Raw genomic sequence first — 10,222 nt, forward strand, 5'->3', positions numbered from 1 at the left:
GGCCCCGCGCTTGACGTCAACCTAGACCCGGACGGCCTGCCGTCCAATGCGCCCGGTGACGCTGGGCTCCGAGCGTCACGCCCGGCCGAGGATCGCCAGCCACAGGAGCGTCGTCAACGGCGCCATCAGGGTCGAGACCAGCACCGAGGCCGCGACCATCCCGGTCTCGGTCCGGTAGCGCGCCGCCAGCAGGTAGGCGTTGATCCCCACCGGCATGGCGGCGAACAGGGTGGCGACGCCCGCGTAGGCCGTCGGCATCTTGAAGACGTGGAAGGCGAGCACCCACACGGCCAGCGGGTGCAGCAGGTTCTTCAGGCACGCGATCACCAGCGCGCCCTTGAGGTCGAACAGCACCCGGTAGCGCTTGAGCCCCGCGCCGAGCGCCACCAGCGCGCAGGTCGAGGCGGTGCCCGCGAAGGCATCGATCAGGGCCTTGGGGATCCCGGCCGGGGTGATTCCGAGACCCTTCATGGCCATGCCGATCAGGAGCGCCACGAAGATCGGATTCTTGAGCAGGACCAGGCCGAGGCCGCGGAGGCGCGCCAGGACCGGCAGGCCGGAATCGGACTCGATCAGGAAGGTGGCGCAGCCCATCATCAGCGGAAGGTGGACGGCGAGCAGCATGAACAGCGGAAAGGCGCCGTCCTCGCCGTAGGCCTGGAGGATCATCGGCACGCCGACGAACACGGTGTTCGACTGGCTGGCCGCGAAGCCGTGCAGGATCGCGCCGCGCCTTTCGATCCCGGCGCGCCGCCGGGCGATCAGCGTGCCGACGAACCAGGACACGCCCGCCCCGCCGAAATAGGCGGCCCAGTAGGTCCAGGCGATCTCGCCGGTCATCCCGGGCCGGGTCAGCGTGGCGATGATCAGGGCCGGCACCGCCACCGCGAACACGTATTCCGACAGGCCGTCGCTCACCTTGTCGGAGAGCAGGCCGGTGAGCGCCGCGCCCCAGCCGATCAGGACGATCCCGAAGATCGGGGCGATGATGGCGAGGGCGTTCACGGATCGGGTGGGGGCTGCGCGCGGGGGGAACCCGCGCATACCATGATGCGGCCGGCTTTTGCGCCCCCGGGCGCGCCGGGGGCTTGGTATGCGGCCTACTTGTTCTCCAGAACCTCGATCGGGTTCGTGCGCTGGCTGGCGGGCGGCTCCTTGGTCAGGTTGGCGCCGCCTTCCCGAGGCGCCGTGCCGTCCTTGGGCGCGCCGGGGCCGCTGGTGGCCGTTCCGCCCTGGCCGGACTGGGTCGGCACCGAGCCGGAGGCCAGTTCCAGGCAGGTCACCATCTCGACGTAGGACGGGTAGCCCCCGGCCTTGAACTGGTTCTCGCACTGGCGCTTGGCCGCGGGGCTGTAGTTGCCCCAGTTGTTCGCGGCCTGGCGCTTGGCCTCCCGCTCGGACCGGAGGCAGCCGTCGTAGTTGGCCTGATCGCTGATCGAGGTGTTGGCGACCTGCGCCGACTTGCAGGTCGACTCCACGTCGAGGTTCGGCACCGTGTCGGCCCGGGCGGATCCGGAGGCGAGGGCCAGGAGCGCGAGCGCCCCGGGGACGGCGGCACGGAAGGGGACAGGCATGATCGTGAGGCTCGCGGTCTGTGGCGATGGTCGCCGGCGGAATTGCCGGCACAACGCGCCAGGACGGCTTTCGGCACCACGCGCGCCCGCGTCAGTCGTCGTGCGCCCCGCGCAGGGCCTGGTCGAGGTCGTCGAACAGGTCCTGCGTGTCCTCGATCCCGGTGGACAGGCGCAGCAGGTCAGGCGGGCAGGGGCTGCCCGGCCCCTCCACCGAAGCCCGGTGCTCGATCAGGCTCTCGACGCCGCCGAGCGAGGTCGCGCGCTTCCACAGCCGCACCCGTGCCGCGGTGGCGATCGCGGCGGCCTCGCCGCCCGCCACCCGGATCGACAGCATGAAGCCGAAGCCGTCCTGCATCTGCCGGCGCGCCACCGCGTGCCCGGGATCGTCGGGCAGGCCCGGATACAGGACGTGGCTCACATGCGGATGCAGGCTCAGGCGCTCGGCGAGCCGCAGGGCGCCCGCCGATTGCGCCGCGGCCCGGAGGTGCAGGGTCCGGAGCGAGCGCATCAGCAGGTAGGCCTCGAAGGGTCCGAGGATGCCGCCGCTGCCGGCGCGGATGCCCCGGATCCGCTCCCAGAACGCGTCGGCCTTCGCGCCGGCGAGCACGCCCGCCACCACGTCGGAATGGCCGTTCAGGATCTTGGTGCCGGAATGCATCACGATGTCGGCGCCGAGTTCCAGCGGGCGGGTGTGGACCGGCGAGGCCGCCGTGGAATCGACCGCCAGCCGCGCTCCGGCCGCGTGGGCGATCTCGGCGGCGGCCGCGATGTCGGTCACGGTCCAGAGCGGGTTGCCGGGGGTCTCGATCCAGACGAGCTTGGTCCGGCCGGGCTCGATCGCGGCGCGCAGGGCCTCCAGGTCGTCGGTGTCCACGAAGGTCAGGCCCAGCCCGCGGCGGGGCGCCTCCTCGCGCAGCCAGCGCTTGAGCGCCCAGTACATCACGGTGCCGGCGACGACGTGGTCGCCCGGCTCCAGGGCGCCGAACACGGCGGTCGCCGCCGCCATGCCGGAGCCGAACAGCAGGGCGCCGGCCTGCGCCCCCTCCAGCATCGCCAGCACGGCCTCGGCCTCGCGCACGGTGGCGTTGTCGGGCCGGGCGTAGCAGTAGCCCGAGCTGTAGCCGTTGTCGGGGTCGCGGATGAACGTGGTGGAGAGGTGCAGCGGCATCACCACCGCGCGGGTCTCGGGCTCGATCCGGCCCATGGCCTGCGCGGCGAGGCTGCGGCGGGAGAAGCCCGCCGGCGTGCCGTTGCCGGTATCCGTATCCCCTTGCGGCGCGTTAGGCTGTGACATCTGGCGATTCCGGCGGATGGAAACGGGCGCGTGCCACGGCGCATGCGTCCCTGCAACCTGTGCAATCTGGATTGTGCCGCATCCCGAGAGCCCGCAGGCGCGTATCGGGACGCGGCTCCCACGGAGAACGAACGACGATGCGGGCCGCGACACAAGTTCCCGAGGGTTCGGCCCTGCCGCCCTGGCTGCGGCTGGCCGCCGCGATCGTTCCGGTGGTGATCACCGCCGCGATCGGCTCTGCGGCGACCCAGGCGGAGATCCCGGGCTGGTACGCGAGCCTGAACAAGCCGTCCTTCAACCCGCCGAACTGGCTTTTCCCCGTGGCCTGGACGGTGCTCTACACGATGATCGCCGTCGCGCTGTGGCGGCTGCTCGGCGCGATGCCCCGCACCGGTCCGAGCCGCGAGGGCTGGTGGCTGGCGCTCGCCGCCTTCCTGGTCCAGCTCGTGCTGAACGCGGCCTGGACACCGGTGTTCTTCACCGCCCACGCCATCGGCTCGGGGCTGATCGTCGTGGCGATGCTGCTGGTGATGGTGCTGTGGTCGATCCGCCTGACCTGGCGGTTCGACCAGGCGGCGGCCTGGCTGCTCGTGCCCTACGCCGCCTGGGTCGCCTTCGCGACGCTGCTCAACGCCGCGATCCTGCGGTTGAACTGAGGGGGCTCAAGCCCCGGCATGCTCCTCCGATTCCTCGCCCGCCGGCTTGCCGTCGTCGCGGGCGCGGTGGAGCATGAAGATCGCCAGAACCATCGTGAGGATCAGCCCGGCCAGCACGCCGAGTTCGATCATCGAGGCGTTGAACAGCGCCTGCTTCTCCGGGGACCAGTCCTTGGCGTGGGTGATCTCCGAGGATTGCAGGGTGATCACCAGCACCCGTCGGATCGAGGCGATCAGGCCGACGATCAGGAACGGCTCGCAGGTCAGCTTGCCGGACCGCATCGAGACCCGCACGGTGTGCAGGATCTCGATCAGCATCAGCAGGAACAGCAGCCGGTCGATGACCTCCAGGATCTGCGTGGCGCCCCCGAGGGAGCGCAGCGCCTCCCAGGTCAACCCGGCGGCCTCGACCAGCGCGACAAGGGCCGTGACCGCCAGGAGCAGTCCGAGCGCCGCGTAGATCGCGTGCTCGGTGTGGAGGAAGATCCCGCTGGCGATCCGCGTCAGGCGCCCCTGCTGTTCGTCGTCCCTGTCGGCCATCGCGCAACGTCCCCCCGGTGAAACCGTGACGGCTGTCGCGGCCCCGGGCCGCGCGCACGTCGTTCACCGAGTCAGAGCATCAATCCGGGGGCGGGTCACCCCCGTCCGGGACGATGCTTTGGTGGAAGGGACGATGCTTCAGTGGAAGAACGGCAGGGCGTGCGGCGCCAGGTAGCCGAAGCCGAGCAGCGCCGCCCCGGCCAGTCCCAGGAACCCGCCCGCGAAGACCAGGATGGCGATGCCGGTGATCACCTCGGCCGAGGCGAGCACGATGCCGATCTGGAAGGCCGCGGAGGCCAATTCATAATGGTGGTAGCGCAGCAGCGACAGGTCGCGCCGCTCCTCGGAGGCGCGGGCCTTCGCGGTCAGCTCCTTGCGGCCCTCGCCGGTGGCGGGCTCGGATTCCCAGCGCGCCAGGGTCTTGGCCCATTCGGCGCGCTTGGCCGCGATCGCGTCCTGGTTCGGGCCGGGCGGCACCAGCGCGATCGCCTCGTCGGCGGTCTTGAGCACCGTCGAGCGGATCGTGCGCGCCTGGAAATAGGCCCACTGGTTGGCCGCCTCGACATTCGAGCCGATCGAATCCGTCTGCGCCGCCTTGCCCAGGGTCTCGCTGAAGGCGAGGAACAAAGCCAGGATCGAGATCAGCAGCGCGACGCGCTTGTTCGAACCCTCGATCGCCCCGTGACCACCCGACATGCTTCCCGATTCCCCGTTGATTCGACGGCGGGAGTCACATCCCATCGCGGCCCCGGGCGCAATGCGGAAGCGGCCGCCCTGCGCTATTCCGCGGCGATCCGCGGCGGCAGCGCCCGGCCGTCATTGGCCGGATGCCGCGCCTCGTCGTAGCCCGGCTCGTCCTGCGGGTCGTCCCGCTCGCCCACGAAGCGGCCGAACAGCCGCCCGAGCAGGCGCGAGAGGTCGTCCATCAGCACGAAGATCGCCGGCACGAACACCAGCGACAGCACGGTCGAGACGATCAGGCCGCCGATCACCGCCACCGCCATCGGGGCGCGGAACTCGCCGCCGATGCCGAACGCCATCGCGGAGGGCACCATGCCGGCGGCCATCGCGATCGTGGTCATCACGATCGGCCGGGCGCGCTTGCGGCCGGCATCGACGATCGCGGTGGTGCGGTCGACCCCGGCATGGATCTGCTCGACCGCGAAATCGACCAGCATGATCGCGTTCTTGGTCACCACGCCCATGAGCATCAGGATGCCGATCACCACCGGCATCGAGATCGGCATGTTGCAGATCAGCAGCGCCAGGATCGCGCCGCCGATGGAGAGCGGCAGCGAGAACAGGATGGTGAGCGGCTGCAGGAAGTTGCCGAACAGCAGGATCAGCACGCCGAACACCATCATCAGGCCGGCGCCCATGGCCAGCGCGAAGCCCTCGAACACCTCGCCCATCACCTCGGCGTCGCCGGTCTGGCTGATCGTCACCCCGGGCGGCAGGTTCTTGGCGGTGGGCAGGTTCATGACCTGCTTGATCAGCTCGGCCAGCGCGTCGGTGCCCTGCATGTCGCCCTCGATGGCGACGCGCACGGAGCGGTCGTAGCGGTCGATGCCGGTGGGACCCTGGCCGAGGCTGATGTCGGCCACCGTCGCCAGCGGCACCGCGGCGCCGCCCTTCACCGGGACCTTCAGGGTCTCGAGTTCGGACAGCCGGCCGCGCAGGCTCTCGGGCAGCTGCACCCGGATCGGCACCTGCCGGTCGGTGGCGTTGAACTTGGCGAGGTTCATGCCGATGTCGCCGATCGTCCCGACCCGGACGGTCTCCGCGATGGTGTCGGTGGAGACGCCGAGATCGGCCGCGACCCCGGGCTTGGGGCGGATGCGGATCTCGGTCCGGTCGAGCGGGGCCGTCGACATCACGTTGACGAGGTGCGGGATCTGAGCCGCCTCGCGCTGGAGCTTGGCCGCCACGTCGGCCACCACGGCCTTGTCGGGCCCGGCGATGATCAGCGCCATGTCGCGCTGACCGCTCTCGCGCAGGGCCCAGAACCGGATGTCGGGCTCCTCGCGCAGGATCGCGGCGATCTCCGCGTCGACCTGCTTCTGCGTGCGGTGGCGGGTGTTCTTCGGCGTGAGGTTGATGGTCAGCGTCGCGAGCCGGACCTCCTTCTTGCCGGGCAATTGCCGGCCGCCGTCCACGAACACGCTCTTCACCTCGGGCAGCGCCCGGATCTTCTGCTCGATCGCGTCGCTGAGCTTCACCGTGTCGGGCAGCCGGGCGCCCGGGGGCAGCTCCAGCACGAACAGCGTGCGGGCCTGGTCCTCCGCCGGCAGGAAGCCCGCCGGCAGGAGCCCCGTGGAGGCGATCGAGCCGGCAAAGCACGCGATGCCGAGGATCAGCGTGATGAACTTGTGCCGGACCGACCAGGCCACCAGCCGGGTGTAGCCGCGCATCACGATCCCGTCCGTCGTGTGGTCGGGGCCGTGGTCGCGCAGGAAGTAGGCGGCGAGCAGCGGCGTGATCAGCCGCGCCACCAGCAGCGACATGAACACGGCGGCCGCGATGGTCAGGCCGAATTGCTTGAAATACTGGCCCGCGATGCCGCCCATGAACGAGACCGGCGAGAAGATCGCGATGATCGTCGCCGTGATGGCGATGACCGCGAGCCCGATCTCGTCGGCGGCCTCGAGCGAGGCGCGATAGGGCGATTTCCCCATCCGCATGTGCCGGACGATGTTCTCGATCTCCACGATCGCGTCGTCCACCAGGATGCCGGTGACCAGCGTGATCGCCAGCAGGCTCACGGCGTTGAGCGAGAAGCCGAGCGTGCTCATCACCCAGAAGGTCGGCAGCACCGAGAGCGGCAGCGCCACGGCGGCGATCAGCGTGGCGCGCCAGTCGCGCAGGAACAGCAGCACCACGACGACCGCGAGGGCCGCGCCCTCGATCAGGCCCATCATGGCCGAGTGGTAGTTGCCGATGGTGTTGACGACGCTGGTGTCGATCAGGTCGAACCGCACGTCCGGGTTGGCCGCGTGGAGCGCGGCGATCTTCTTGGCGACCCCGACCGAGACGTCGGCGTCGCTGGCGCCGCTGGCCCGGGAGACCGCGAAGGCCACCACCGGCTCGCCGTTGAAGCGCGCGAAGGTGCGCGGCTCCTCGGCGGTGTCCGACAGGGTCGCCAGCTCGTCGAGCCGGACCTTGCGGTTGCCCGGCACCACGATCGAGGTCTTGGCCAGGGTGTCGAGGCTCGCCGAGGCGGCGAGCGCGCGGATCGACTGCTCCTGCCCGCCGACCTCGCCGCGCCCGCCCGCCATGTCGGCCGACGTCAGGCGCAGCTGCCGGTTCACGTCCGCCGCGGTGATGCCGAGCGCCAGCAGGCGGTCGGGCTTCAGGGTGACCCGGATCTCCCGGGCGACGCCGCCCAGGCGCTCGACGCCGCCGACGCCCTTCACGCTCTGCAGGCCCCGGGCGACCACGTCGTCCACGAACCACGACAGGTCCTCGGGCGTCATCGCGGGCGCGGAGGCGCCGTAGACCATGATCGGCAGGCCGGCGATCTCGACCCGGGAGACGATCGGCTCGTCGATGGTCCGCGGCAGGTTCTGCCGGATCTTGCTGAGCGCGTCCTTGACGTCGTTGGTCGCCCGGTCCTGGTTCACCTCCAGGCGGAACTCGATCGTCGTGGTCGAGATGCCCTCGGTGATGGTGGACAGGATGTGCTTGACGCCCTTCACCCCGGCGACGGAATCCTCCACCCACTTGGTGACCTGGGTCTGCAACTCGGCCGGCGCCGCGCCGGACTGGGTGATCGTCACCGAGACGATCGGGATGTCGATGTTCGGGAACCGGGTGATCGGCAGGGCGCGGAAGCTGACTAGCCCCAGGATCATCAGGACCAGGAACAGCACCACCGAGGGCAGCGGCTTCCGGATCGCCCAGGCGGAGACGTTGAGGCGCATGTCTCTGGTCCTACCGCGGGGCCGCGTCGGCCATCGGGGCGCTGACGGGCGCGCTCATGGGCGTGTTTGTGGGAGCAGAGACCGCCCGCACCCGGTCGCCGTCGCGTAAGAAACTGCCGGCCCGGGCCACGACGCTCTCGCCGGCCGCGACGCCCGACCGGATCTCGGTGAAGCCCTCGGAGGTGAGGCCGGAGGTGACGGCGCGCGCCTCGACCCGCCCGTCCTTGGCGACCAGCACGCTGGCCCTGCCGTCCGCCGCGTAGAGCAGGCTGGAGACCGGGACCGCGAGACCCTCCCGGCGCGCCACCTCCACGTTGCCGCGGGCGAAGGCGCCGATGCGCAGGGCCGGATCGTCGGAGAGGCGGATGCGGACCTTGCCGAGCCGGGTCGCCCGGTCGACCTCCGGGTAGACCCGGCGGACCTTGCCGCGCAGCTGGCGGCCGTCGTCGAGATCGAGGCTCGCCGGATCGCCGACCTTGATGCGGGCGAGCGCGGTCTCGGGCACCTCGCCCTCCAGCTCGATCTCGCCGCGGGCGATGAGGCGGAACAGCGGCTCCCCCGCCGCCGTGACCGAGGCGCCGACCCGGGCGGTGCGGCGGTTGACGATGCCGGCCTCGGGGGCGCGGATGTCGGTGCGGGCGCGGCGCAGGGCGATCTCGGATCCGGCCGCCCGCGCGGTGGCGAGGTCGGCCTGGGCCGATTGCAGCCCGCCCTTGGCGGCGGCCAGGCGGCCCTCGGCCCCCTGCGCGGCCGAGACGCGCTGTTCCAGCACGGCCGCGGTGGCGTTGCCGGTCTTGGCCAGCGACTGGGCGCGCTCCAGCGATTGTTTGGCTTCGACGCTGGCGGCCTCGGCCTGGACGATCTGGCTCCGGGCCTGGACGATGGCCGCCTCGGCCCGGGCGACCGCGGCGACGTTCGAGGCCTCCTGGGTGACGATCATCTCCTGGGACAGCCGCGCGAGCACCTGGCCCTTGGTGACGCGATCCCCTTCCTCGACCAGCAATTCGGTGATGCGCAGGCCCTCGACCTCCGGGGCGACCAGGATCTCGTCCCGGGGGACCAGCGTTCCGGTGACGACGGCGCGCTCCACGATCTCGCGGCGCTGGACCGGGACGACCGTGACCGCGGGGGCGATGGCGGAGGCGTCGGGGACCGCGGCCGTCTCGACGGCGCGGGCCGGCATTGCTGCCAGGATCAGGAGCCCGCACAGGACGCTGAGGCGGCACGCGCGCCCGGACATGATCGGCAAAACGGAAGCCTCGCTGGCGGGGTTGTACTGGTGCTGCCCCTCCGTCGCTGTGCAGATCGGCGTTTTCATGGCGCGGGCACTCTCGATCGAACCAGCATAGCGGCTTCGTACAAGTCCGTCCCCGGAGCCTGGAGCCGCAGGTGGGGTGCAGATGAAAACAGCAGCGTTTGACCGCCTCCGACCTGCAACCGTCGCCGCGATGGGCCGTTATTAGTCCGATGGTCTTCGTGCGACCGGGGAGGATTCGATGAGCATCTTTCAGATCAAGCAGACGAAGAGCGGCGCCGTGGTCTGGACCGGTGCGGCCGACGACGCGCAGACGGCACTCGACGCCATGGCCCGCGAGGCCGGATACCGCGACTTCTCGGCCCTGCCCGACACGATCCGCGACACCGGACTCGAGGCCGCCAAGCTGGACCTGATTTCTTAAGACAGTCTTTGCCATCGCGAAGCGAGCGAAAGGCGTCCGTCATCCATGACGGACGCCTTTCTTATGTCTGCTCGGCGAGCATCGGTGTCAGCCCTGAAAGACGCTGAGCCGGCTCCTTCAGTCATCCCGGGTCCGCGAAGCAGAGTCCGGAATCCGGAAACGCAGGTCGCGCAGGATCTCGCGCTGTCGGCGGCTCCGGGTTCAGGGTTCGCCTGCGGCGCCCCGGACTGACGGGGTGGAGGTAGGGGTCGCGGTCGAGCGCCCGCTGCACTCAGTCGCTTCGCTGCGCCGCCTCAGAGGCTGTGAGTCTTTCGATTCATCGCTGGCGACAGACGATGACGCTTCAGCAGACCTCAGGAGGTTCATCCAGGCTCGCGATCCCATGTGGGACGTCCCCCCGAAGGTTTGGGCTCGAGGTCGATGATGGAGCGCGACATGCCTCCTCTCCCGTGCGGGCTAGCGGATTCACACATCGGGTCTGCAGAATACACGGGAGGCACCGCGGCTTTCCCTCCCCCCTGTGCGGGGGAGGGTGGCCCCCAAAGGGGGTCGGGAGAGG

At 70.6% G+C, this 10,222-nt stretch carries 9 protein-coding genes; 2 read left to right on the forward strand and 7 right to left on the reverse strand.

The genetic code is table 11. The features are described from left to right. Nucleotides 1-75: 75 nt before the first annotated feature. The 3 genes from FV233_RS16685 to FV233_RS16695 all read right to left on the reverse strand — a co-directional run bounded on the left by FV233_RS16685 (nucleotide 76) and on the right by FV233_RS16695 (nucleotide 2,868). Complete coding sequence (locus tag FV233_RS16685; protein WP_147898105.1) at nucleotides 76-1,005, reverse strand: AEC family transporter; 930 nt, start codon at nucleotides 1,003-1,005, stop codon at nucleotides 76-78. A gap of 95 nt (nucleotides 1,006-1,100) precedes the next feature. Beyond that, complete coding sequence (locus tag FV233_RS16690; protein ID WP_147854622.1) at nucleotides 1,101-1,574, reverse strand: hypothetical protein; 474 nt, start codon at nucleotides 1,572-1,574, stop codon at nucleotides 1,101-1,103. A 91-nt stretch (nucleotides 1,575-1,665) separates the two neighbouring features. Beyond that, complete coding sequence (locus tag FV233_RS16695; protein WP_147898106.1) at nucleotides 1,666-2,868, reverse strand: aminotransferase class V-fold PLP-dependent enzyme; 1,203 nt, start codon at nucleotides 2,866-2,868, stop codon at nucleotides 1,666-1,668. Between the two features lie 137 nt (nucleotides 2,869-3,005). Here FV233_RS16695 and FV233_RS16700 point away from each other — a divergent pair, with 137 nt between their 5' ends. Beyond that, the gene (locus FV233_RS16700) at nucleotides 3,006-3,524 is read left to right on the forward strand and encodes a TspO/MBR family protein (protein WP_147898107.1); all 519 of its coding nucleotides are present in this window, start codon (nucleotides 3,006-3,008) and stop codon (nucleotides 3,522-3,524) included. 6 nt (nucleotides 3,525-3,530) lie between these two features. Here the strand turns inward: FV233_RS16700 and FV233_RS16705 are convergent, their stop codons facing one another. From FV233_RS16705 to FV233_RS16720, 4 genes are all read right to left on the reverse strand, one after another. Further along, a complete protein-coding gene (locus tag FV233_RS16705) occupies nucleotides 3,531-4,064 on the reverse strand; it encodes a phosphate-starvation-inducible PsiE family protein (RefSeq protein WP_147854619.1) in 534 nt (177 codons plus the stop codon). Nucleotides 4,065-4,202: 138 nt separating this feature from the next. Next, entirely contained in the window at nucleotides 4,203-4,760 is a 558-nt protein-coding gene (locus FV233_RS16710) for a DUF4337 domain-containing protein (protein ID WP_147854618.1), read from the reverse strand. Nucleotides 4,761-4,843: 83 nt separating this feature from the next. Continuing rightward, nucleotides 4,844-7,984 (reverse strand): efflux RND transporter permease subunit, encoded by a 3,141-nt coding sequence (locus FV233_RS16715; protein ID WP_147898108.1) that lies wholly within the window; start codon nucleotides 7,982-7,984, stop codon nucleotides 4,844-4,846. Between the two features lie 10 nt (nucleotides 7,985-7,994). After that, nucleotides 7,995-9,167 (reverse strand): efflux RND transporter periplasmic adaptor subunit, encoded by a 1,173-nt coding sequence (locus tag FV233_RS16720; RefSeq protein WP_238261714.1) that lies wholly within the window; start codon nucleotides 9,165-9,167, stop codon nucleotides 7,995-7,997. Nucleotides 9,168-9,480: 313 nt separating this feature from the next. Between FV233_RS16720 and FV233_RS16725 the strand changes: the two genes are divergently transcribed. Then, complete coding sequence (locus FV233_RS16725; protein WP_147857491.1) at nucleotides 9,481-9,663, forward strand: hypothetical protein; 183 nt, start codon at nucleotides 9,481-9,483, stop codon at nucleotides 9,661-9,663. Nucleotides 9,664-10,222: the final 559 nt, after the last annotated feature.

It is taken from the genome of Methylobacterium sp. WL7 (assembly GCF_008040085.1).
In the GTDB taxonomy this organism is placed as follows: domain Bacteria; phylum Pseudomonadota; class Alphaproteobacteria; order Rhizobiales; family Beijerinckiaceae; genus Methylobacterium; species Methylobacterium mesophilicum.

What these genes read in the sequence shown, in the direction of transcription:
- FV233_RS16710 (WP_147854618.1), bottom strand. Translation starts at nt 4,760, where the DNA reads ATGTCGGGTGGTCACGGGGCGATCGAGGGTTCGAACAAGCGCGTCGCG.
- FV233_RS16695 (WP_147898106.1), bottom strand. Translation starts at nt 2,868, where the DNA reads ATGTCACAGCCTAACGCGCCGCAAGGGGATACGGATACCGGCAACGGC.
- FV233_RS16705 (WP_147854619.1), bottom strand. Translation starts at nt 4,064, where the DNA reads ATGGCCGACAGGGACGACGAACAGCAGGGGCGCCTGACGCGGATCGCC.
- FV233_RS16700 (WP_147898107.1), top strand. Translation starts at nt 3,006, where the DNA reads ATGCGGGCCGCGACACAAGTTCCCGAGGGTTCGGCCCTGCCGCCCTGG.
- FV233_RS16720 (WP_238261714.1), bottom strand. Translation starts at nt 9,167, where the DNA reads ATGCCGGCCCGCGCCGTCGAGACGGCCGCGGTCCCCGACGCCTCCGCC.
- FV233_RS16715 (WP_147898108.1), bottom strand. Translation starts at nt 7,984, where the DNA reads ATGCGCCTCAACGTCTCCGCCTGGGCGATCCGGAAGCCGCTGCCCTCG.
- FV233_RS16725 (WP_147857491.1), top strand. Translation starts at nt 9,481, where the DNA reads ATGAGCATCTTTCAGATCAAGCAGACGAAGAGCGGCGCCGTGGTCTGG.
- FV233_RS16690 (WP_147854622.1), bottom strand. Translation starts at nt 1,574, where the DNA reads ATGCCTGTCCCCTTCCGTGCCGCCGTCCCCGGGGCGCTCGCGCTCCTG.